This window comes from Bacteriovorax stolpii, assembly GCF_002872415.1.
GTDB lineage: Bacteria > Bdellovibrionota > Bacteriovoracia > Bacteriovoracales > Bacteriovoracaceae > Bacteriovorax > Bacteriovorax stolpii.
The window spans coordinates 1974767-1998140 of the sequence record NZ_CP025704.1 but is presented as its reverse complement, the minus strand read 5'-3'; the positions used below and the strand labels follow the sequence as shown (position 1 = coordinate 1998140).

Below are 23374 nucleotides of genomic sequence, written 5' to 3'. Positions count from 1 at the left end.
ACGGGGCCTTTTTTTATTTGTAGTCTTTTAAAAACTTATTTAATTCTTTTGATCCTTCCACAATCATCTGTGTGTCACAGCTAAAAGCAAGTCGGATAGACTGCAAGCTCTCTGGTGAATCACCAAAACAGCTTCCAGGTGCGTTTCCAATTCCTTTCTGTGCTAATTCTTCAGAAAGTTTTTCGACATCAATACCTGGCTTCACTTTACACCATAAATAGAAAGCAGCTTTTGGAACATAAGGAGTCAGGATATCTTGATCCTTTAGTGAGTCTAAGAAAAGATTTCTTCTCTTTAAGTACTCAGCATTCATGTCTGCATACCATTGGGCTGGAGTGTCTTTTACTGCGTGGATCGCACCCCATTGAGAGATACTATTAATTCCATTGACTGTACAACGAAGAAGCTTAGCTGCACGGTCATTAAAGAGTTCATTCATTGAAGCGAAGTAACCTAAGCGCAGGCCGCTCATTGCGTATGATTTTGAGTATGAGTAAACTGAAACGGTTTTGTCGTAAGTAGGAATTAAGGAAGCAATAGAAGTGTGAGTCCCGCCATCAAAAAGAATATGCTCGTAGGCTTCATCACTGACGATCCATAAATTATTTTTTACCGCCAGATCGGCGATCTTTTGCAATTCTTCCAAAGGAATGATTGCTCCCGTCGGGTTTTGTGGAGAGTTTAAGAAAATGACTTTTGTTTTTTTCGTGATCGCTTTTTCAATATCGGCTGCACGGTAAACGTAGTTGTGTTCTGGTTTTAATTCGATCCCAATTGTTTTTGCTCCCGCCAGGCGCGCGTTTTCTACGGCCTCTGTCCACATTGGATCAGGGACAATCACTTCATCGCCTTCTTCAACGATGCACTGGTAAGTTACGTATAAAGCGTGCATGGCCCCATTAGTGATAGAGATGTGAGCTGGCTTGACCGGGATTTTGTTTTGAGTGTTTAACTTTTGAGCAAGAGTTTCTCTTAGCTCCGGAATGCCATTGTTAGGAATGTAGTGAGTCTTGTTGGCCTCTAAGGCCTTTTCGATGGCGCTTTTGACATTCGGGTGAACATCAAAGCTTGGATCTCCCGATTCAAAACGGTAGATCTTTTGACCGTCCTTCTGTGCTTTTAAGAGTTTTTCTCTAATAACAACAATCTTTCCCAGCGAGATATTATCCAGTCGGCTCATGAACTTCTCCTGAAGTGTGGGGGTGAATGAATTTGGTCGGGTTTATTGTGCATTTAAAATGACGCTTTTCCAAGGAGATTGTAATAGAATGATGGTTTTTTCCGACTGACAGAAATTGTAATTTTTTGAGAAGATACTCTTGTATGAAAAGTGTAAAACTTAAAATTTTAAATGTACTTATTTTGTCGGCCATTTCTCTGGGAAGTGCTTTTGCTGAATGTATTGATGGAAAAGTGAAATACATCCAGCAGAATAAAGAAGTGATAAATAACGAAAGTTATTGTTACGATCTGGCCTCAAAACTCTTTATCTCATCAAAACCCTGTGCCCATAACAAGGTCTGCCAAAGCAAGAATCTTGGAACTATTGAAATCAAGATGAGTGAAATGGCCGCAGTTACAGGCTCTTTGGGATTTAAAATCTGTGAGAAATATCACGGAACTCCACAGATCATGGAGTATCAAGTTCAAACGAAATGGATTCAAACCAGCCGTTGTATCTTCAGTGATGGCTCTTTTATAGACAATGCGACTATCGCACAGAAAGTTAAATACGTGGATTAGTAAGATCTGTGATTAAAAACAGGATGTTGATTTTTTTATCAGGCCTTCTATGCCTTGGGCAAAATGCTTTGGCAGCACCCTTTTGCCCGGATGCGAGCCTTTTTGATAAACTCACCCGCCCCGTCGATCTAACCAGTGAAATGCCTCCCATTAGAGACCAGGACAGTATTGGCTGGTGCTATGGCTTTACGGCCGCAGATCTTTTGACCCATTACCTTTATAAAACAAAAGGCTCGAGCGTTGTCGGTGGGGTGAGAGGCGCCAATTACCGCACTAAAGGCCATAGCGTGTCGTCGATTGGTATTTCGGCGATGTACAATCAAAGTAAAAAAAGTTCTTATGGAAAATCATTAAAAGGATTAAGTTCCGAAGATCTCTCAAAGCTCAATAAAAAAGTCGTGGCCGAAGGTGGAAGTATCCATGAGGCCTTGACAGTGGTTAAAGAAAACGGCTTTTGTTACGAGCGCGATATCTCCAGTGAAGATTACTCTTATGTGGAAGACTACCGTTGTGCTGTTAAAAACCGCTGCAACATCGGAGAGATTTTAAATATCATTTACGATGCCCCTAAAGCTCGCCTGGGTTGTGATGACCTGAAAACGATCAATACCGTCTTTAACAACCTTTCGTTAAACACGATAAAAAATGTCTTGGTGAGATCAGCTAAGCAAAATGCGCTGGCCAACTTAGTGAATGTGGCCTGTGATAAGAAATTCACCAAAGGTTTTTTTACTGATCATCCAACCTTTGAAAGTAAAACTATAAAAATAGGAGAGTCTCCTAAAGAATTGATGAATTCACTCGATGCCCATTTAAACCGCGGGATACCTGTTGGGATTTCTTATTATGCCGATTTTTTAACTGGTGGGACAGGAAAAACCATGGCCCATGCTTCCAGTATTGTGGGGAAGAGATTTAACAAAGATACCTGTGAAGTAGAGTATATCCTGCGCAACTCATGGGGTTATGGTTGCGGTTATTATGAAAGAGAGAATCCTAATTATCACAAGTGCACCAGTGCTTTAAAGACTGTAGGTAATCCTAAAGTTTATGTGGATAATTTAATTGAATGCAGAAAAAAGAATCCCACATTGCCGAGAAATCCCCGCGTTCGTTGCGAGGATTCCACCAGCTATGTTTATGTGAGAAAAAGTGATTTAGAAAAACAAATTTACAATATCACAACCATCGAAGAAGACAGTCTGTTCTAGTAAATCCCGAAACCGCAACGACCTTTTAAGAATTTGTCGAAGGCCTCATTAGAGATCAGTTTTTTATTGAAGAAAACGTTTCCACCTTTTGAGTGGTCAGTAAACCACAGTTCTTTTCCTGGAATTAAACAAGTCTTTTGTCCTTTCTTTTTAACAGAAACGATCTTGCTTGCTTTTTCTCCTTCAAATCCAACCGGCCAGTCAGCTACTGCTGCCGCTTCAACCACAACGCCTTTTCCGTTGTACTGAACATCAGGAGCGATCGCCGTACCATTTGATGTTTGCTTAATTGGCCCTTCTGTTAGAGCACCACTGATGATTTCTTTTGTCTTGCCATTAAAGACAACTTCTTCTTCTGTTGGAAGAGTGACAATCACCAGGTCTTTTTCAGCATCTGATTCATAACGAATCGCTGGAAGAATGTTTCTAGGGAAGAAGTACATCATTTTTAAGTGAGCATGGCTTTCCACTTCATCTGGAGAGTCCCATACTAAAAGCCCAAGGTCTGATCGTGCCATATCCTGGAATTGGAATTCAAAATCACGGCCGACGCCAAAACCTTCCATCGGAACGATTTTGTTAATTCCATTATTTTGAAATTTAAAACTTGTTTCGTTGTAGTTGTTGTTTCTATCGATGTCGTAACAGATATCCCAACGATTGTGGTTGCGTGTGCGACAGCTAATGCCGTTGAGCTCAACTTCGTTAGATTCTTTTAATGGTGGTTGGATAAGTGTTTCGTCAAATTCGGCATAAGCAGAGACAGACGAAAGCATAGCAAGTAGAACAATAGACTTCATAAAAACTCCTATGGATAAATTCCATTAGATTTGATCGGACATTCTATTGTTGATTACTTTTTAAAATTAAAAAAGTGAAAAGCCACATTTTTTCTTTAAAAAACTGTCAAGGCCTGCGTCAGTCGCATACTCAGGTCGGATGAGGACATCTTTCTTTTCGGCGTCGTTATACCAAATATCTTTTGATGGGATTTTGCAATCCTTGTGTCCTTTTTTTGACACTGTCGCGATTGTGACGGAAGGAGCGCTACTTCCATCTCTAAGCTCAATGTCACCATAAGGAAGATCACCTGATTTATCAGCGCGGATCACCACGCCACTGCCGTTATATTTCACAGCTGGAGGGAAAGCTTTGTTTTTATTTTTTGGGTCCTGGGCCATTTTGCCTTCAGTTAATACGCCGCCAATAATCTCTCCCGTCTTTGCGTTATATTGAACTGCTTCACCGTTTGGCAGAGTCACGTGCAGCTCGTTGCCCACTTCTTTAATGGAAGGAAGAGAGGTGCGTGGGAAAAAAAGCATAATACTATAAGTGGTATGGCTGGTTGTATCGTCAGGGGCATCAGAGATCATCAGCTTCATATCTGATCTTGCTCTGTCTGGAGAATCAAATTCAAAGGTGCGATTGATGTAGTATTCATTTGTGGCAACGATAGCATTAGGGCCACCGTTAAAAATTTTAAATCCATCAGGCGGATTAGTCTCAGCGCCAACTCTGCAGACAGCATAGATAGGATTTGAAGAGGTGTTCCTGCAACCAGGATAGCCTTGGCGAACTCCCGGTCTGTCCCTGAAGGGTGCTACCAAATCAGAGACCTGGTAGTTATCTTCAGGAACAGATGAGAGAACAACTTCTGGTTTTGTTTCTACTTTTGGAGGGCAGTCTAAAACCGGAGGTGTTAGCGTTTCATTTACAGTGCTGGTTAACGTTTGTGCCTGCATTGATGTCTGCACCAATGCCGATTCCGTTAGATCGCGAACTGCGGCCGTATCTCTTAAAGTCTCACTTCGAGGAGAGTCTTTTAAGTTAAGTCTCTCTGGAGTTGTTGAGTCTTTTTGTTTTTTATCTGTGAGTTTAATCGCCGGATTGTTTTTGTTGTAATAAACCCAGTAAGACTCACCGGCATGAGTGCCACTTGTGACTTTTATTTTAATCCCAGAATTGCCGGAAGAGAATTTTTTTATTTCTAAAACATCACCAGTCGTGCCTTTTTTTAATGTGGTCTTGATATTTGCGGCCGAGCGTAAAAAATTTGGGTTAGCGCGTGCATTTAAAAAACTGTCTAATTCAATTTCGTCACCAGCTTTAAAAGCAAGCATTGTTGAGAGTGAAAGACTGAGTAAAATAATTGGATAATGTTTTTTCATACTCACAGATTATACAGGAGATTAAATGAAAATCAGATAGAGATAATATTACCGGAGTAAAATGCTTTTATGAAAAAATGAAAACTAAGCTAAAATATTAATTAAATTAGCCGTAAAGGTTTTATAATCGAATGAGTCGAATATAAATTACGATACTTACAGATCAAGGAGTCTGCAAATGGAATTGATGCATTTATTTAAGCAAGGTGGCTTTATCATGTACCCGCTACTTATTTTCTCAGTAGCCGTTTGGACAGTTGCCATTCAAAAAATCTGGTTCCTAATGAACTTTAATAAACAAGCTAAATATTTCTATGACGAAGGAATGAGAATCATTCAATCAAAACGTTTCAATGAAATGGAATGGCTATACAAGAACTGTCCTGAGCTTATTGCTAAACCACACTCTGCAGTTTTCGAAGATGCTTCATCTTCTGAAGAGTGGGAAGCGCGTATGCAACGCCGCCTTAACGAAACATCAATGGGTCTAAAGAAAAATATCTGGATCCTTGGTACTGTAGCTTCATCAGCTCCATTCGTAGGACTATTCGGTACGGTTTGGGGGATCATGGGGTCATTTAAAGAAATCGGTGCTGCTGGTAAAGCAGGGTTTGCGATCGTATCAGCTTCAATTTCAGAAGCTCTTATCGCAACAGCGGCCGGGATTCTTGTAGCGGTAGTAGCTCTACTTTTCTACAACTACATTCTGGTAAAAATCGGTGAATCGCTGGCAATGTTCAAAAATGGCATTGGTGATTTAGCTGAAAGCTTTAACTCTGCTAAAAAGTAAGCGAGAACTAGAATCTTTAAACTGTAGGAGTGCCTTATGGCAATGAACGTAAATAACAACAACGATGGTGATGACAACATCATGGCGGAAGTAAACCTTACTCCGCTTATCGATATCATGCTCGTTCTTCTGATTATCTTCATGGTAACGTCGACAGCGGCGCTTGAGTCGGGTCTGGATATCGAACTTCCAAAGACTGCGATCACCAATGAAAAAAAGCAGGATGAAATTTTAATCATCACGCTTAATAAAGAAGGTAAAGTTGCTCTTCAAGGAAAGTATGTTGAAGAAGCAAAGCTTGCAGAAGAAATGGTGGCTAAACTTGCTGAACTAAAAACCGAGTCAGTTATCCTTGAAGGTGACACTCAGGCGTTTTTAGGAAAAGCAGTTGAGATCATGGATATCGCAAAGAGTGCAGGAGCTAAAAACTTCTCAATCGCTGCGGAAGAAGATGCATCTAAGAGACTTAAGTAAAAACAGCAAAGGGTAGTAAAGTATGAGTGCTGAAAAAAAACCATTGTACACTCCCGGCGAAAGCAATATGGAGCAGGAGACGAAGCGCTTTAATAAACGCGCCTTCATCGGAAGCTTCATCATTCACTTGTTTTTCTTTTTGATTAAAATGCCGGAACTGCACCTTGAGCACAAACTTAAGGACGCCCCGAAGCTAATCCCGATTAAAATGGAATTAGTGACTCCTCCGGCAAAAAATAAGATCGTTAAAAACAACGTGACTGCAGCTGAAAGCGAAAAAGTTGTAGAGCCAAAGCCTGAAGAGAAAGTGAAAAATGGAACTGACAGAGTGGTAAAAAACTCTGATCGCATTGGTGATAAAAACCAAAAGAAAGTTCAGGATGTTCAAAAAGGTGATCCGGCCTCAAGAAAGAAAGAAGCTTATAAACCAGGAACTGACGTAAGAAAAGCTCCAAGAACAACAGTGGGTTCAGGCTCAGCACCTAGCCAGGTGAAAGCGAAGGACAACAACACTGGTGGATCGGGAGACACTTATCAAGGTCTGGACATGACTAACGTCACTGATTCAATTAGAAAAAGTGGGCAGGGTCTAAAAAGAGCAGCAGCTAAAGGCGCTAAAGACGACGGTGGCGCTGGATTTGGTACTGGTGGCGGTATCGGTAACGGTGTTGGTGGTGGAGGCGGAGACGGCTTCATTACAGGTTCACCAAACGGTACAGCAAACATGGCCAAGGTAGCAACCAACATTGGTAGCTTAACTGGATCAGCAAAAGGAAAGATCGATTCGAGTAGAGGTTTTGATGGCCTTGCTCAGAAAGGATCAATCTCTGTTGCCGGTGTTCCAGTTGAAAAAGTAGCGGTTTCGACCATTAACCCGGACGAGATCAGAAGAATTCTTCGTGATCACATTCCACAATTTAGAAGCTGTTACCAGTCAGAGCTTGAAAAACAAAATAAACCAGACGGCCTTCAAGGGGTCATGCTGTTTAACTTTGTGATCGGTGGCGATGGTGGTGTGAAGAAATCTTCAATCACGTCAGAAGAAATCACTTCTGATAAAGTCCGCGACTGTATGAAAGATGTGCTTCAAGGGATTCGTTTCCCGGCACCGGGTGGCAACAGAAATGTTGAGGTTAACCAACCGATCAACCTGTACCCAAGAAGAATGTAATCTTAAAAAATCAATTTAAATAAAAAGGGCATCTTAAAAAAGATGCCTTTTTTATTATCTCTAGCATTTGAAGTGCTTATTCTTTTAATAACAAACTTTGTGTTGAGGTTGAAATTTACAAAGCAGTAATTTTTCTTTTTCAACTTGGAGTATTTTTGAATCGATTGCAGTGTTAAGATCTTTAATGTCATTTCTAAGTTTTTTCGCTTCATTTTTATTCAGCAAAATATAAGCACCTGCTCCGACACCACTGGCCCCAGCAATTAATCCTTGCATATAATAAAGCGAGCTACCAATCGGAGAAGCACTGTTGTTTGCTCCGCGAATACTCATTGCAGCGATAACCGCCGAAATAGAAGCGACCGCAATTCCTATTTTTCTTTTTGATTCTTTTTGTTCTTCGTATGACAATTGTCTTTGCAATTCTACTAATGCGATTTTTGATTTACTCAAATGCTCATTGAGCTTAAGAATTCGTTCAAGTTTAGCATCCGAATCAGAATTGATGACTTCATCTACTCTGGATGGTGAGGCAAACGTCATGCTTGTATTAAAAAGTAAAACAAATGACAAAAAAATTGTGCCGGTAAAATTTCTCTTCACAAAAATCTCCCTAAATAATTAGAGGTATTTAAAGCAAAAGTAATGCCGGCATTATCTTGTGATTTTTCAGTGAATTAGGCTTGAACTAGATCGGGTGTGGCGCCTAAAATTTAGACACCTGTAAGCTTATTTCATTCCTATAATGATTTTAAATTCGTTAGCTGTAACCGGATTAATAGAAAGTCTTGATCCTTTTTGAACAACAGGCATGCCTTCTAGTCCCTTATGAGCTTTAAGCATTGCAAGTGTCACTACGTTTTCAAATTTTTCTACAAACTCCACTTCCACCATAAACCAGCGAGGATTGTCCTTTGTCGCTTTCTCGTCATAATACTCGCTTTTAGGGTCAAATTGCGAAGGATCAGGATGAGAGGTCTTTGAGACCTTGGCAAGGCCTGCAATGCCCGGGATTTCACAGCTAGAGTGATAGAATAAAACCACATCGCCGATTTTCATCTCATCGCGCATATAGTTTCTAGCTTGATAGTTGCGAACACCATCCCATCCGGATTTTTTCTTTTTTTTGAGGTCATCAATGGAAAAGACATCCGGCTCACTTTTCATAAGCCAATAGTTCATGATCAAGGACTCCAATCTTTGAGTGAATACTTGGTAATGATCTTACCTAGAGTTCCGTCCTTTCTCAAATCTTCTATGCCTTCTGTAAGGATTTTTGCGAATTCCTTGGAGCGAGGGTTCTTGGGAGAGAATCCAATATAAAGCGGATCTCCTTCGGTGCATCCGGCCTCTTCATAGTTGTCGCGGATTTTTTTGGATTCTGTGAAGTAATTAAAGACAAACGGGTTTTCGATGATAGTGTCAATTTTGTTTTCCTTCATGTTCTCAATGTTGGACATGAGAGGAAGGCTGCCAGTTCCTTTGACTGTCTGCTCAGGGTGATCCATCAGATAGCTGGTGAGTTCGGCGGAATAAGCGTAAGACTCGACAATGCCGAGTTTGCGGCCTTTTAAATTGCTTAAGCTCACATACTCCCATGGGTCCTTGGCCTTGACGTAAAAACATTCTTTATTACTTCCCATGCTTTTTGCCGGGTAGATGAAATCGGGAGCGTCGGGCATGGTCGTTGAAACCAAACCTGTGGCCTTCCCGCTTCGTACACTCTCAATAGAATTGGTCCAGGTATCCACCTGGTAGTCGATGTTGTGGCCTTTTCTTTCAAAGACAAGTTTCGCCACTTCGACGATGTAGCCTAACTCTTTACTTTGAGCAGATGTTGGATCGCAATTAAAAGGGCACCAGCGGTCCGCTTTTAGGATGATGGTTTCTCCCATAAGAGACAATGGGACACATGCCAGAATAAATGTGGATAAGAGCTTTTTCATATCTATAGTAAGTTTAATTTTTTTAAGTTTGCCTGTTTAATTTCGGCATCACTTTTTACCGGCGCCACTTCTTTGGTTTCTTTTTGTGTTGTTGTGGCCTCTTTATTTTTTTGTTTCTTTTTTGATTTTTCGTTTGGATTCTTTGAATCGCCATCCAGGTTTAAATCGACGTTGTTTTTTTCGCTGCCAGCAACGGCCGATTCATTGAGTGTCGTCTTGATGCCGCTTTTACCCAGTTTGTTTTCACTCAGGTAGCTTTTGAGATTGAGGAGCTTATTATCAATGTTCATCCCTCCATTATAGTTCAGAATTTATTTAGTAAAAGATTTGTTTAATCTCTAAAGGATTACAATGTCTTACAAAAGGCCCCGAGGGGCCTTCTTGAATAGAAATTGAATAAAAAGCGACTAAAAAAGATGGCTAAGCGTAAGCTTATTTAATGGCCTTGCACTTTAGCGGTTGTCTGCCTTTGACAATGAGAAAGTAGTGATCGCGTTTTTCGTGGGACTGCTTAAACATGGCGGCCTCCACTACCGGGATTTTTTCTTTTTTATCTTCGAAATAATAATCGCATTTTTTTAATTTTAAATGCCAAAGAGTCTCATTGACCTGAGCGCGTGGATTCCCCATTTGTGTCATAGGCGTGTTATCATACTGGCAAGTCGCGAACTTGGACTTCTTGTAAAATAAGCTCACGCTTGGAGTGTTTTTATCTAAGAGTGAGAGTTCAACTCTAGATTCCTTATCCACATTGCAGCTGAAGTTGTGTTCATCTTTAGCGTGCACAGAAAAAGAAACGAGTAATGTGAGCAGTAATACTTTCATAATTATTTCCCCGCCGGACGACAGTGTGGGATTGAGTGGCTTGAGCAGTGGATATTTCCAGCGCCAAGGTGAGCATAATCCCAGCTGGAGATAAAATCAGATTTGATTTTTCTCTTTTTCATTTCGTCTTTTAAATAACCGTTAAACAGGTTGTTGCCAGTGTCTGGAAAGACTACTGTTTTATTCATGAGAACTGAGTTGGTAGGGTTAGGAAGAAACGAATTTGTCGAGCCCGGTTTTGCCAGTTCAACTTTTTTCGTCTCTGGATTTTCCATCGTATAACCACCGTAGAAAATATTTGGTACATCCAGTTCATCGTAGTATTTAGCACACTGAGGAAGGCGAGAGAGAATTTTTGATTTTATCAGCGCCTTATCTTTTTCAATTGATTCATCAATAGCATCGTTGAGAGTTGTGAAGCGTTTATCCAGTTTCATCATTTCCTGGATTTCGTAGTTGCTGACCTGGTCGATGTTGCTTGAGCAGTTGTTTTGCAATTCAACGAGCATTTTTTCTTCGTTGCTGACATCTTGTGCCTGGGCATTACCAAAGATTAGTTTTAGTAAAACAGTGCGTGCTCCAGCTGGAAGAGTCTTGATTCCACCAGGACGTTTTTTGACAATATCATTGATGTATTCGCACGTTACATAGTTTCCACCAAAGCGGATATTTGTTCTGGTATTCCTGGATTCGGCAGCATCTTTTTCAGGGTTATCAACATCGAGGTCCATAAAAGGGATTTGCCCTTGCTTTGGATTGCTCATCAGCTCCATGGCCTTTTTCGGACTTGCGGCCATTAAAGAGAATTCACATTCTTTAGGACGGCCATCATTATATTGCGTAGGAATGATTTTAAAAATCTCATCAACGTGTCCTACGGCAAGCCATGATGTCTGCAGTTGGATAACGTTCTCAGGGCTTCCACAGAATTGGTTGGTAAATACTGACCCCTGGTTGTCTCCAACTAGACAGAAGCCACCTGGGGCCCCTTCAATATTTCCACCCATTTCTCCGGATCCAAAAGAAACATCTTCTGTGTTTCTTGCACTGGCATTTGGAGAGTAGGCTTCTTTAATGTTTGATCCTTGAGAGATAGCACATTGTTCACCGGCCTTACTTAGTTTCTCTCCTGAATCAGGCCAGACGCGGTTGTAGCTGTCGATTTGTCTGATGCTAGGAGAACCTGTCTTTAAATCGACAAAGGATTCAAACCAGTCCTGTTGCCAGGTATAACTTTGAATCGGAGTGTAAGTGATTTGCCCGATGATGGCGTTGATTTTTTCTTCGGGTAATTTTTTTTGTGTCAGTTGGTTTTTAATATCGGCAACCAGCACATCAAAATCTTTTTTATCAGTCATCGGCAGAATGATCTGCGGAACTTTTTCATAATCGTAATTAGCAATAACCTTGCTGACAAAGTTGCGGGTTACTTTCTTTGCATCTTTTGTCGGCATGTAAGGTTGATTGGAAATAACGAAGGCCTGTGTTGGATAAGTTTCATCTAAAAGTGTGGCACCACTTGTAGGGCACACCGGAGCTGAGTTTTTATCCGGGCACTCAAGTGCCAGGGCCTCATGAAAAGTTAAAGTCATAAGCAGAGCGGAACCTATAAGATTGATTTTTTTCATAAAGAAAATTCTAACACAGCTAGGCCCGGGAGAAAGAGAACCTTAGGGGTGAAAAAAATGCCCTTTTTATTTAGATGAAATTCTCTAGTCCTTTCAAGGAGTTTATCACCTCCATAGTTTTTCAACACTCTTGCCTTACCTTTTAGGGAAGGATCCACTCCAAATAGGGAGTGACCAAAATAGGAGTGATAGCTATGAAACACGTTCTTTTATCGGCCCTTATTCTCACTTCCATCCCTGCCTTTGCTCAAGAAGAGTCAACGGATACGGGGGCAGCGACTACGACTACGACGACAGACTCCTCCGCAGGATCAGAGTCAGGCGCGGATACCAAGACTGATGAAACAGTCAAGAATAGCGACAAGACTAAACCTACGAAGGAGCGTTCGGATAAATCTGAGCGGGCAGAGGCCAAATCGGATTTAACAGAAGAGCAAAAGGCTAAACTTGATGAACTCAGAGAAAAACTAAAGGCGGGAGACATTTCCCGTGAAGATTTCTTCTCTGCTTTAAAAGACCTGGACATCAGACCCGAGAGACCACCAAGAAGGGATGATGAGCGAAGAGACAGAAGAAGGGAGCGAGGTCCGAGAGAGAGAGATGACAGAAAAAGAGATGAAAGAAAAGAAGAGAGAGAAAGAAGAAAAGAAATGAAAGAAGACAAAGAAGAGGCCAGCGAAGATGCCAAAGAAAATAAAAAAGAGAATAAAAAAGAGAATCAGAAAGAATCCCGCAGCGACGCTAAAAGTGAAGCTAAGGAAGAAAGAAAGGCGATAAAAGAAGAGAGAAAAAATGAGAAGAAAGAAAACAGCAAAGCAGAAAGAAATGAAAGGAGAGGACGAAAGGACTAATTGGACACTTTTAGTTTTAGCTGTTTTTTTTATAGCGACGATAACCCCTCGATGGGCCCGCTCCGCTGATTTCGGAGCGGGTCTTTCTCAAACTTCTACCGGGACTATTGGCAAAAATTATAACCTTGGTTTTGGGATGACTCAAAAACTTTCCGTCTCGCTTTATGCCAGTCAGTCCAATCAGGAAAGCAGTGATTCTGGAGCAGATAATGAAGCTCATTCATATAAAGGCACATTGATTTATAAACCAGACCAAAGGGTGAGACTGGCCGTGGGCTACAAACAGATAGACGACTACAACAACTACAAAGGCTCTTCTTATAGCGGTAAACTCACAATTAAAAACAGCCCTTCTGCCAGTAAAGAGCACTCATTTGGTGTAACAAAATTTTCAATTGGCCTGCAAAGTGATTCTATGAAGTACTCTAAACTTGAAAGTGAACGCTATGAAAAACTTTCTTTGACTATTGGTTTCTCTCAGGTCATCGGAGACTTTTTTACGTTTGGAATTGATTGGAGTAAAAATGCTTTTATTCCCAGAGGGGCGAGCACCCTTAAGGCCTTTAAAAATACCACTATCGACAACACTGATATTTCAGACACCGTCGGCAATCTTTCTGATTCTTCGCTCGGAGGTTATATCGAATACAATGATCTGAGTTTTTGGTCAGTGGGTGTAAATTACTCCCATGGAAAAAATCTTCTGGATAAAAACGACACTTCCAACACTATTGAAGCTTATGCCGACGTCGATCTTTGGGAGAGTGTAACGATCTCTCCTTCCTATGCAGTGACCAGATCAAAGTCAAGCTCTGACCCCAAGGTCAATTCAATGAGTCTTAATATCGGGATTAGTTATTAAGAAGCGGCCTTCGCTGTATTCGGGAAAAAGTTCCACCATTCACTCGGGTCTTCATCGGAAAGTCTCAGGCAAAGCTCCGGGGACCAGCGCGGTTTTTTGGCCGGACGAAGAAGGTTCATTCCCGAGGCATGTAAACTCTTTGATCCTTTTTTTCCGTTGCAAGGCCTGCAGCAAGTGACGACATTCTCCCAGCTAGTTGGGCCTTTTTGGGAAACAGGAATAATGTGATCGAAAGTAAGTTCAGAAGCAGGAAGTTTGATTGAGCAGTATTGGCATTGGAATTGGTCTCTGAAGAAAACATTCATGCGGGTAAATTTGACGTTCAGAGAGATTTTATGATTTTGAAATAACCGGAGAACTTTGGGGAGACGATAAGCGGTGGAAACGGTTCGTATGAGTTTATCTTGATATTCATCAACAACTTCCGCCCGTCCGGTCAGAAGGAGTATCATGGCCTTCTGCCAGTTTATTATCTTTACGGGAAAATAGTTGCAGTCCAGAAGCAACGTTCTCATTCTAAAGATTATAGCATAAATTTTTTTTTGTAGGGTAAGCAGTCAGAATTTTTAATATTTTTTGCCGGGTCAGGGTCAGAGTGCCACTTCTAAGTTATTTATTTTTCAAATATTAGATCAGTTTAAGGGACTTTTTATCAAGGCGCAGTTGATAATTGAATTCCTTATACTTTGTAGGGCTTAATTCTTTACCTTGAGCGCTCAGAATCTCTTCCAATTCAAAATCTTCCTCGCCTTTGATGTAAATAGTGATCGCCATTCCTGGTTTATCATGGCGGGCCGTTCTTCCCACGCGGTGAATGTAGGCGTCGCTGTTTTGAGGAGGGCCGATATTAATGACGTGAGAGACGTGAGGAATATCTAGTCCACGGCTAGCGATATCTGTCGCAACCAGGATGTTGATAGTTTTTTCTTTTAGCCCCATAAGAGATTTTTTTCTCTGGTGAGTCGTCATATCTCCTTCAAGCACGGCTGCTTTATATTTATCAGCAACTAAAAGGGCATTGAGGCTTCTGGCCTCTTCTTTTGTTTTGGTGAAAATTAAACACGACTTAATCTTGTGCTCTTTTAATAAAAAGCGCAGAAAAGGGTAGCGAAGATCATTGCTAATGGGAGTAAAGATTTCAGAAATGGCCGCTTTCGTTTGGTTTGCTTTAAATTCGATTGTCTCAGCATCTTTTAGGAATTCTTCCGTAAGAGTTTTAACTTCTTCACTCATCGTTGCAGAAAAGAGCAGTGTCTGTTTACGACTGGCCGTGGCTTCCATGGCCACTTTAATATGGGGAAGAAAACCCATGTCCATTAACTGGTCAGCTTCATCGAGAACAACAGTTTCCACTCCGCTTAAATCAATAGTTTCTTTTTCGATATGATCTTTTAATCGTCCAGGGCAGGCCACAATAAGGTGTACACCATTTTTTAATTCTCTTGCCTGAGTATCAAAACTTTTTCCGCCATAGAGGCTGATGCTGATGATATTAGTGAAGCGCGCACATTTTTTTGCCACAGCAAGGATCTGCTCTGAGAGCTCTTTTGTCGGAGTAATGACTAGTGTTTTAGTCGGTCTTTTCGGAGCACCGATAAGTTTTGTAATAATAGGAAGAACAAAGGCCAGGGTTTTTCCACTTCCAGTTTCGGCCAGGGCCACCAGGTCGCGCCCTTCCAGGATTTTTGGAATGGCACTCTCTTGAATCGGTGTGAGCGATTCAATCTTCATTTCACTTAAGGCCTTGGTGATGGCTTCCGGGAACTGGTTCATTAGACTTTACCTTTATGCGTGATCTTAAAGCAGTGGTGAACTTTTTGATCGCGGTAGTCTTCAGGGATTGTTTTTCCTGTGATGTCCTGAATGTTGTAAGCACCCATCAGTTCTTCGGCCATTTTAAATTTTCTTTTATTATTAGAGAAGTAAAGAACACCTTCTGGGGCCAGAAGACGCATACAGTGTTTCACTAAAAACACCTGGTCTTTTTCCACTTCAAAATCTTCTTCCATTTTTTTAGAGTTAGAAAATGTCGGAGGATCAAGGATGATCATATCAAAGCGGCTTGAGGCCTTTTCCAGGTAATCGAGAGCACTGTCGACGATAAAGATGTGATCTTTTAAAACGATGCCATTTTCTTCGAAGTTTCTTTTGGCCCAATCCATGTATGTTGCTGACATATCAACACTCGTCACCTGACGAGCGCCACCAAGGGCGGCCATTACACTGATTGAGCCAGTGTATGAAAAAAGGTTCAGGACTTTTTTTCCTTCGGAAGACTTGGTGACGATTTGTCTTAGAGGTCTATGATCCAGGAATAATCCAGTGTCCAGGTAGTCGTGAAGGTTAACCAGGAAGTTTGCTTTATATTCTTTAACCGGGAAGAACTCATTTTTTTCTTCCAGCTTTGTGTATTGAGTTGTGCCTTTTTGTCTAAAGCGCGACTTGATGACGACTTTTTCTTCGCCAATATTAAGCAGATCTTTAACGGCGCTGATGATGTATTCAAAGTGCGAGAACTTATCCGCATCGATTTCTTCATCGCGCTTTTCAAAAATGACGGCATTGTCTTTATAGACATCGACAATAAAAGGAAAGTCAGGGATGTCTTTTTCATAAAGTCGGAAAGCTTCAAGGCCTTCTCTTTTTGCCCATTTCAATCTGTGCTTATAGTTTTTTTCCAGACGGTTTTTAATTGTGTTTAAATCAGACATTAGTTCTTACCCATTAGTTTCTTTTCTTGTAGTTTTTCCTGTGCAATCACATCTTCCAACGTCTGGTTGTGAAAACGAATACAGTACTCACCAAGTCTAAGGGTAATGTCCGCATTGATTTCTTTATTGATCCCTTGAGTTTCAAATGAACACGTTGGATTGTTTTCTACAATTGAATGGAGAGACTCAGTTGTTACGAACTCCACATGCTCAAGTCCTGAAGCGTATGAATGCCCAGGTTTTGGAGCAGGAAGTTCCAGCACATCAATTTTTCTGCCTTTATATAAAATAGGAGAGTGCAGTTTATAAGTTGCGATTAAGCGCCCATTAACCATTGATTCAATCAGCATGTCACCATGGTGACTAAGCTCTGATCTTTTTTCCTGATACTCTGATTCACTCCCTACGCGGTAACAAATGTGATCCAGGTAGTATTTATCAACGTTCATCCCTGTTTTTTCAATCAATGAAAAAAGCTTATCCAAAAAAAGAACCGGGTCAGTGATGATATCGTTTAATGATTTCATTAACGGTAATCCGAGTTTTTAAAGAAGTGAACATTCGGGTTCTTTTCCATTACTAGTTTTAAGTCCCACTCAGAGCGCACAGAAAAACAAATACGTTTTTTGTGGTCGTAGACAACGTTAGAAGAGTTGTTGGCCATGAACTTATCCTGGTCTTTTTCGTTTTCAAACTTAAGCCAACGGACACCAACGAAAGAGTATCCTTCATAGTCAGCGTTAACATTGTATTCGTCTTCTAATCGGTATTTTACAACTTCAAACTGCAGGGCCCCAACCGCACCCAGGATTTTCTCTCCTGTCGTGTGGCGAGTAAAGAGCTGAACAGTCCCTTCTTCTGAAAGCTGCTGCAGACCTTTTTCAAGTTGTTTTGCTTTCATCGGGTCTTTAAGAATAACTTTGTTGAAAATTTCAGGAGCAAAGTTAGGGATCCCCGTAAACATGAATTTTGATTTCTCAGTAAACGTATCACCGATCTGGAATTTTCCTGTATCGTGAAGACCGATGATGTCTCCCGGGAAAGCTTCCTCAGTGATCTCTCTATCTTGAGCCTGAAACATAAGTGGAGTCGGGATCTTTAATTCCTTCTCGCTTCTGACGTGATAAATTTTTTGGTTTCTTGTAAATTTCCCTGAACACACGCGCATGAAGGCGACGCGGTCGCGGTGTTTTTTATCCATGTTCGCCTGGATTTTAAAAATAAATCCAGTGAATTCAGTTGTTGATTGTGGGTCAATCATTTGAGTCGGAGAGTCTGATTCAAAGGGAGCAAGTTTAACTTCGCGAGGTTTAGGCCCTGGCGAGTTTGTTGAAATCATATCCAGCGTTTCTTTGACTCCGAAGTTGTTCAGGGCCGAACCAAAGAATACCGGCGTCTGGATTCCGTGAAGGAATTCTTCGATGCTAAAATCCCCAATCAGTGTGCCGACTAGTTCTAATTCTTCTTTTAGTGTTTCAAGAAGTTTTGGGCCTACGAAATCAATAACGGCCTTTGAATCTAAATCCTTGGCGTCGATGATGATTGGATTAAACGGGTCTTTGGCGTCTTTAAACGACATGATTTGTTTTGTGCGAAGATCGTAAACTCCTTTGAAGTCTACGCCTGAGCCAATTGGCCATGTCATAGGCACGCACTGGATATTTAAAATCTTCTCTACGTTTTCAAGAAGTGCAAATGGGTCCATCGCTTCGCGGTCGTACTTGTTCATGAACGTTACGATCGGCGTATCTCTCATACGACAAACTTCCATAAGTTTTATCGTCTGTGCCTCAACCCCTTTAGCAGAGTCGATCATCATAAGAACTGATTCAACAGCTGTTAGGGTTCTATAAGTGTCTTCCGAGAAATCTTTGTGACCTGGAGTATCCAGTAAGTGCATTGCTCTTTCGTTATAAGGAAAACTCATGACAGAAGATGAAATCGAAATCCCACGTTCCTTTTCAATTTCCATCCAGTCCGACTTTGCATAGTTGCCGTCTTTTGCTTTTACTTTTCCGGTCTCGCGAATAACTTGACCAAACCACAACAACTTTTCAGTCATCGTCGTTTTACCGGCATCGGGATGGGAAATAATGGCGAATGTGCAGCGCGGAGCTGTGTTCATTGAACTAAGCATGAATGATCCTAAATAAAAGGTAAGTCTCGCATTTTTAACACATTGAGACCAACGGGTGAAGCACTATTTTCCGGTCTGATTTAATCAGGCGGGAGCTATGATAGAAAATATTTAGCATCGGGTCAAGAATCCGAAAAGTCAGGCATAAAAACAAACTCAACCTAGTAGGTACTTATGCTTAAAACATCATTTTTAGCTCTTTCTCTAGGGGTCAGTCTAACGTTTAGCGATGCTCATGCAAAATTAGTCCAGATCCTTCACACCAATGACACTCACTCTTTTCTAAATAACACCAATCACGACTCAGAAGTCGGGGGTTCTTCAAGACTAAAAGCGTTGATTGACTACTACAAAGATGCAGCAAAAAAAGAGGGAATATCAACTATCACTCTTGATGGTGGAGATTTCCTGGAAGGAAATATCTATTACATGGCCGACAAAGGTCAAAAGAGTTTTAACGTCCAAAACAATATTGGATACGATGCCGTGGCACTCGGAAATCACGATTACCTGATGGGTGCTCAAGGTTTAGATGACATCTTAAAGAATACCGATTTAAATTTCTCTTTTCTTGCGGCCAACGTGACATCGAGCTCGAAATACCCAAATATTAGAGACAAACTGCAAGCTTATAAAGAACTAGAAATCGATGGAATTAAAATTGCGATTCTTGGTCTGACAACAAGTGATTTTTTCTTTAGCTGGACGCTTGATGGAAGCACGATTGAAAGCCCTTATAAGACGGCTCAAGACTACGAAAAAATCTTAAAGAAAAGAAACAACGACTTCATCATCGCCCTTACTCATATTGGAGTCAACCGCGATCTTAAGCTTGCTAAAAAAACCAGCAATATCGACTTAGTTGTCGGTGGACACTCACACACAACTTTATTTGAACCTCTTTATGAAAAAAACAAAAGAGATGTAAAAGTTCCGGTTGTTCAGGCGGGGTTTCACACAAAATACCTGGGAAGAATCGTCGTTGATTTAGAAAAAGGAAAACCACTAAAAGTGGTTTCCTACCAACTTGTTCCGGTGAAATATAACGGAGAAGACCAGGAAGTGAAATCACTGGTTGAAGACGCTGATTACGAATTAGATAAGATGTACGGTCGCGAATGGCTCAATGAAAATGTAGGGTACTCTGACTTAAAAGAAGAAGATAAATCAGGATCGAGAAAGTGGGCCTATTTTATCGCTGATGCTCTTAGAGAAAAAGCGGGAACAGACCTAGCGATGCATGTCTCTTCAATGAATGGTGAAAACTACCCAATAGGAAACATTAATAGACGCGACATTATGAACTCAATTCCACGAGTGTTTGATATGAAAGACACCCATGGGTGGTCAATTTACACTGTAAAAGTAAACGGGCTTCTTCTTAGAACTCTTTGTGAAACACTGGCGCATTTTGGCCAACCTCTAAGTTTCTCAGGGATGACTCTGGAGTGGGTAAAAACTCCGTTTGGGCCAAAAATTGCCAAGGCCTTAATCAATGGAAAAAGAATTAATATCTTTAAAGACTACACAGTTGCTTTAACTGAAGGGATCGTAAGAGGTGCGGTGGAAATTTCTCCAAAAACAAAAGTGATTTTGAAGAACCCACTAAAAACGCAGTTTAAAATTTGGGAAACATTAGAAGAAAAAATTGAAAGAGATATTAAAAACATCAATAAAATGACGGAAGCTAATCATGCATTTTTCTTCCCTGATGTAGATTAGTTTGTAGTATGAGAGCAAAAAAAGGCCCTCTTAATGAGGGCCTTTTTATTTTTTTTAAGCTTCAACACACTTTTGGTGTGCTTTTTGAATTTCCACACAGATTTCTTTGATGTTCATGTTCGATAGAACAGTCGGCTCAATGATGTTGTGGTAGAGGTGAGGAAGGTGCTTTAAATCTTCCATAAATGTTAAATTCTTATTGGCGTCTACTTCGTCTACTTTCTTTACCGGAGTAAAGTGAGGGGCCGTTGTTAACACGTGTGGAGTTTCATTGATTAGACCATTGATGGCCTTCACAACTTCTACGAAACGGTCAAGCTCAGCTTTTGAATAAGACTCTGTCGGCTCAATCATTAATCCGTACACTTCAGGGAAAGCAACCGTCGGAGCGTGAAGACCGAAGTCTAAGAAGAGCTTTCCGATTTTAGCGATGGCCTGAGCTTTTGGAGTTCCACCTTTTTCGATTCTATCAAAAGTCTCTTTTGAGATCGTTAAGATAAACTCATGCATACGAGTTTCATTTTCACAGTTTTCTGGAAGTGAAGGGTAGATTGGCTTTAGTCTTTCGTATAAGTAGCGGGCAGCAAGAACCGCTACACCAGACATATCGCGAACACCGTTTCCACCAAGAGCTTTGATGTAAGTGTAAGCGCGCACTTTGTGAGCGAAGTTTCCGACGTGACGGTGGAAAGAACCAATTGATTTTGGAGCTTTTTCCACATCAAAGAAGTTTCCTTTTTTCACAACCTGAATACCTGGAAGGTAATCAACTAGACGGTGAGAAACGGCAACAATTCCGTCTCCCGGTCCACCACCTCCGTGAGGGATTGTCCACGTTTTATGGAGGTTGTTGTGAACAGCATCGACACCCATTTTGTTAAGATCGATCCATCCAGCAATGGCGTTCATGTTCGCGCCATCCATATAAACCAGACCACCAACTCCGTGGATTAAATCGGCCATCTCTTTAAATGATGTTTCAAATAACCCTGATGTATTTGGGTTTGTCACCATCACACCTGCGATGCGAGTATTGTATTTTGCTACTTCCGCTTTTAGTTGTTCGAAGTTGATGTGACCGCGGTTGTCTGCTTCGATGACCACGATACCGTATTGAACACCATCGAGAGTTTTTGTTTCAAACCCTGCCATTGTCGCAGTTGCCGGGTTTGTCCCGTGAGCAGATCTTGGGATTAAAACAACGTTTCTCGTGTCAGCTTCACCGTTATTTCTATGGTAGCCCTGGAAGAGTTTTAGACCTACAAGTTCCCCTTGAGCTCCCGCAACCGGTTGAGTTGTGACAGCTGGAAGACCTGTGATTGATTTAAACATTTCCTGGATTTCATAAAGAACTTCCAGTGACCCTTGCACGTCTTCAATCGGTGCCTGAGGGTGAACGTCTGTAAAGCCTTTTAGTCCAGCGGCCCAGTCGTTGATGTACGGGTTGTATTTCATTGTACATGAACCAAGAGGGTAGATGTTGTCATCCGGACTTACGTTTAAGTCAGCTAGCTTTTTGTAGAAAGACTTAATTTCTTCTACTTCAAGATTTGGAAGACCAACCGGAGTTTTTCTCAGGAAGTCTTCAGGGATTTCTGGAAGGAATTCGTCATTTTCTTCAGCTTCAAAGTTTTCTGCAAAGAAGTTTTCTAATTTTTCTAAGTCTTCATCGTTATGCACATCGAAGAATGAAAGAAGAAGCAGGTTTCTGCCGACGTGAAGACGGTTAGAGACATCAACACCAAGTTGAATGTTGGCCTTAGAAGCTTTTGCTTGAAGGTCTTTAACTTTTACTGGAAGCTCAAGCACGAACTCGTTGTAGAAAGGAGTTGAAGGGAAAGCAAGGTTTACACCTTTGTGCTGAGTCAGGATTTGCGCCATTTGAAGAGCGTAATCGCGTCCAGCTAGAGCTGCTTCCGTCATCCCGTCTTCACCGCGAGCTAAGATAGCTGCTCCAGCAGCACTTGCTACGAAAGACTGGTTAGAACAGATGTTTGACGTCGCTTTCTCGCGACGGATGTGTTGCTCTCTTGTTGAAAGAACCATACATAGAGCATCTTTACCATTGATATCGCGGGCCCTTCCTACGAAGCGACCTGCTGTTTGTCTGATGTCGTTTTTATTTTTGTCATTGTAACGAATCCCGAAGATCCCAAGACCTGGGCCTCCAAAATTTGGACCGATTGCCAAGTGTTGTCCTTCACCAACAATCATATTGGCCCCTTGCTTTTGGCTTCCGAATTCTGATGGTTGAATCAGCCCTTCAGTTGCCAGTAACATTGGATCAAAAAGTGCAATTGATTGAACCTGAAGTTCTGAACACAGGTCAGTAAGCGAATGAACGTCTTCAAGGTTTCCGTAGTTGTTGACTTGAGGAAAGACGATACACGCTAACTTCTCACCAAGGTCTGTGGCCATCTTGTGAAGAGTGTCGCGGTTAGTGATCCCTGTGTCTTTATCAGTTGGAACAGTGATGATGTTTAGTCCCGTCTCTTTTGCTTGAGTTTTTAGGACTTCGATATCACCTGGGTAAATTGATTCACACACTAAAGCAGTGTTAGATCCTTTTACCAGTCTTGTCGCTGTTTGAATTGCTTCATAAAGCGCTGTTGATCTTTCGTAGAAAGAAGCATTGATCGCTTCAAACCCTGTTAGCATTGAAAGAGTTGAAGAGTAGATCCAAAGAGTTTGCAGAGTTCCTTGAGATCTTTCTGGTTGGTATGGAGTATAAGCAGTCGTCAGGCCTCTAAGGTCACAAACGTAGGGAACGATGTCTTGAACTTTATAATTTTTTAATCCATCACCGATGAAACAAGTTTTTAAATTGTTTTTTGCAGCGAGAGTTTCCATGTGAGCAATCAGGTCGTTGTAGCCTAATTCTTCTGTCACGAATGGAGCCTTATCAAATTTCACGTTGTCCGGGATGTGCGAGAATAAATCTTTTAGCTCTTTTGCACCAAGGGCCTTGAGCATTTCGCCTTGCTCTTCTTTTGATGAAGAGATGTAGTATTTTTTAAGCTCGCGCGGAAGCTTAGTCGGGTCATAGGGAAGCTTTTTGAAATTCGTAGTCATTTCATTTCCTTTTTGGATGGTTCTTTTAAAACGCAAAATATGTGCCTATAATAGCCAATAATG

Annotated in this window: 23 protein-coding genes; 8 read left to right on the top strand and 15 right to left on the bottom strand. The window is 41.2% G+C overall.

What is annotated here, in order from left to right:
- Positions 1-13: 13 nt before the first annotated feature.
- Positions 14-1180: a pyridoxal phosphate-dependent aminotransferase gene (locus tag C0V70_RS09835; protein ID WP_102243691.1), complete on the bottom strand. Its 1167-nt coding sequence runs from the start codon at positions 1178-1180 to the stop codon at positions 14-16.
- Between the two features lie 143 nt (positions 1181-1323).
- On the opposite strand from C0V70_RS09835, the gene C0V70_RS09830 reads away from it, so the two are divergent.
- Together C0V70_RS09830 and C0V70_RS09825 are read left to right on the top strand one after the other, a co-directional pair.
- Positions 1324-1743 (top strand): hypothetical protein, encoded by a 420-nt coding sequence (locus tag C0V70_RS09830; protein ID WP_102243690.1) that lies wholly within the window; start codon positions 1324-1326, stop codon positions 1741-1743.
- Between the two features lie 23 nt (positions 1744-1766).
- Positions 1767-2954, top strand: coding sequence for a C1 family peptidase (locus C0V70_RS09825; RefSeq protein WP_102243689.1), 1188 nt, complete (start codon positions 1767-1769; stop codon positions 2952-2954).
- On the opposite strand, the gene C0V70_RS09820 is transcribed toward C0V70_RS09825, so the two are convergent.
- Positions 2951-3754 carry a hypothetical protein gene (locus C0V70_RS09820; RefSeq protein ID WP_102243688.1) on the bottom strand — a complete coding sequence of 268 codons (804 nt, stop codon included), beginning with the start codon at positions 3752-3754 and terminating at the stop codon, positions 2951-2953. The two genes, C0V70_RS09825 and C0V70_RS09820, sit on opposite strands and share 4 nt — an antisense overlap.
- A 66-nt stretch (positions 3755-3820) precedes the next feature.
- On the bottom strand, positions 3821-5122 hold the full coding sequence (locus C0V70_RS09815) for a hypothetical protein (protein ID WP_102243687.1): 1302 nt from the start codon (positions 5120-5122) through the stop codon (positions 3821-3823).
- 178 nt (positions 5123-5300) lie between these two features.
- Between C0V70_RS09815 and C0V70_RS09810 the strand changes: the two genes are divergently transcribed.
- From C0V70_RS09810 to C0V70_RS09800, 3 genes are read left to right on the top strand one after another with little or no spacing between them, the layout of a single operon-like run.
- Positions 5301-5912 (top strand): MotA/TolQ/ExbB proton channel family protein, encoded by a 612-nt coding sequence (locus tag C0V70_RS09810; protein ID WP_102243686.1) that lies wholly within the window; start codon positions 5301-5303, stop codon positions 5910-5912.
- A 36-nt stretch (positions 5913-5948) separates the two neighbouring features.
- The gene (locus tag C0V70_RS09805; protein WP_102243685.1) at positions 5949-6386 is read left to right on the top strand and encodes an ExbD/TolR family protein; all 438 of its coding nucleotides are present in this window, start codon (positions 5949-5951) and stop codon (positions 6384-6386) included.
- Positions 6387-6408: 22 nt separating this feature from the next.
- Positions 6409-7557 carry an AgmX/PglI C-terminal domain-containing protein gene (locus C0V70_RS09800; RefSeq protein WP_102243684.1) on the top strand — a complete coding sequence of 383 codons (1149 nt, stop codon included), beginning with the start codon at positions 6409-6411 and terminating at the stop codon, positions 7555-7557.
- Between the two features lie 84 nt (positions 7558-7641).
- On the opposite strand, the gene C0V70_RS09795 is transcribed toward C0V70_RS09800, so the two are convergent.
- The 6 genes from C0V70_RS09795 to C0V70_RS09770 all read right to left on the bottom strand — a co-directional run bounded on the left by C0V70_RS09795 (position 7642) and on the right by C0V70_RS09770 (position 11956).
- Positions 7642-8160 carry a hypothetical protein gene (locus C0V70_RS09795; protein WP_102243683.1) on the bottom strand — a complete coding sequence of 173 codons (519 nt, stop codon included), beginning with the start codon at positions 8158-8160 and terminating at the stop codon, positions 7642-7644.
- 126 nt (positions 8161-8286) lie between these two features.
- Complete coding sequence (locus tag C0V70_RS09790; RefSeq protein WP_102243682.1) at positions 8287-8739, bottom strand: EVE domain-containing protein; 453 nt, start codon at positions 8737-8739, stop codon at positions 8287-8289.
- Positions 8740-8741: 2 nt separating this feature from the next.
- The gene (locus C0V70_RS09785; RefSeq protein ID WP_102243681.1) at positions 8742-9503 is read right to left on the bottom strand and encodes a substrate-binding periplasmic protein; all 762 of its coding nucleotides are present in this window, start codon (positions 9501-9503) and stop codon (positions 8742-8744) included.
- Between the two features lie 2 nt (positions 9504-9505).
- A complete protein-coding gene (locus C0V70_RS09780) occupies positions 9506-9793 on the bottom strand; it encodes a hypothetical protein (protein ID WP_102243680.1) in 288 nt (95 codons plus the stop codon).
- A 142-nt stretch (positions 9794-9935) separates the two neighbouring features.
- Positions 9936-10328, bottom strand: a complete 393-nt coding sequence (locus C0V70_RS09775) for a hypothetical protein (RefSeq protein ID WP_102243679.1) — start codon at positions 10326-10328, stop codon at positions 9936-9938.
- Between the two features lie 2 nt (positions 10329-10330).
- Positions 10331-11956: a protein-arginine deiminase family protein gene (locus tag C0V70_RS09770; protein ID WP_102243678.1), complete on the bottom strand. Its 1626-nt coding sequence runs from the start codon at positions 11954-11956 to the stop codon at positions 10331-10333.
- 194 nt (positions 11957-12150) lie between these two features.
- Between C0V70_RS09770 and C0V70_RS09765 the strand changes: the two genes are divergently transcribed.
- A complete protein-coding gene (locus tag C0V70_RS09765; RefSeq protein ID WP_102243677.1) occupies positions 12151-12807 on the top strand; it encodes a hypothetical protein in 657 nt (218 codons plus the stop codon).
- A complete protein-coding gene (locus tag C0V70_RS09760) occupies positions 12749-13669 on the top strand; it encodes a hypothetical protein (RefSeq protein ID WP_102243676.1) in 921 nt (306 codons plus the stop codon). The genes C0V70_RS09765 and C0V70_RS09760 overlap by 59 nt, the downstream gene beginning before the upstream one ends.
- On the opposite strand, the gene C0V70_RS19015 is transcribed toward C0V70_RS09760, so the two are convergent.
- The 5 genes from C0V70_RS19015 to C0V70_RS09735 all read right to left on the bottom strand — a co-directional run bounded on the left by C0V70_RS19015 (position 13666) and on the right by C0V70_RS09735 (position 18517).
- A complete protein-coding gene (locus tag C0V70_RS19015) occupies positions 13666-13974 on the bottom strand; it encodes an HNH endonuclease (protein ID WP_158649636.1) in 309 nt (102 codons plus the stop codon). The genes C0V70_RS09760 and C0V70_RS19015 overlap by 4 nt on opposite strands.
- 322 nt (positions 13975-14296) lie before the next feature.
- A complete protein-coding gene (locus tag C0V70_RS09750; RefSeq protein WP_102243674.1) occupies positions 14297-15442 on the bottom strand; it encodes a DEAD/DEAH box helicase in 1146 nt (381 codons plus the stop codon).
- Positions 15442-16380, bottom strand: a complete 939-nt coding sequence (locus tag C0V70_RS09745) for a class I SAM-dependent methyltransferase (RefSeq protein ID WP_102243673.1) — start codon at positions 16378-16380, stop codon at positions 15442-15444. Before C0V70_RS09745 ends, C0V70_RS09750 begins: the two co-directional genes overlap by 1 nt.
- Positions 16380-16907: a VOC family protein gene (locus C0V70_RS09740; protein WP_102243672.1), complete on the bottom strand. Its 528-nt coding sequence runs from the start codon at positions 16905-16907 to the stop codon at positions 16380-16382. The genes C0V70_RS09745 and C0V70_RS09740 overlap by 1 nt, the downstream gene beginning before the upstream one ends.
- On the bottom strand, positions 16907-18517 hold the full coding sequence (locus C0V70_RS09735; RefSeq protein ID WP_102243671.1) for a peptide chain release factor 3: 1611 nt from the start codon (positions 18515-18517) through the stop codon (positions 16907-16909). The genes C0V70_RS09740 and C0V70_RS09735 overlap by 1 nt, the downstream gene beginning before the upstream one ends.
- A 174-nt stretch (positions 18518-18691) precedes the next feature.
- Here C0V70_RS09735 and C0V70_RS09730 point away from each other — a divergent pair, with 174 nt between their 5' ends.
- Complete coding sequence (locus tag C0V70_RS09730; RefSeq protein WP_102243670.1) at positions 18692-20239, top strand: bifunctional metallophosphatase/5'-nucleotidase; 1548 nt, start codon at positions 18692-18694, stop codon at positions 20237-20239.
- Between the two features lie 54 nt (positions 20240-20293).
- Here C0V70_RS09730 and gcvPB read toward each other — a convergent pair whose 3' ends face one another.
- Positions 20294-23311: an aminomethyl-transferring glycine dehydrogenase subunit GcvPB gene (gene gcvPB / locus C0V70_RS09725; protein WP_102243669.1), complete on the bottom strand. Its 3018-nt coding sequence runs from the start codon at positions 23309-23311 to the stop codon at positions 20294-20296.
- Positions 23312-23374: the final 63 nt, after the last annotated feature.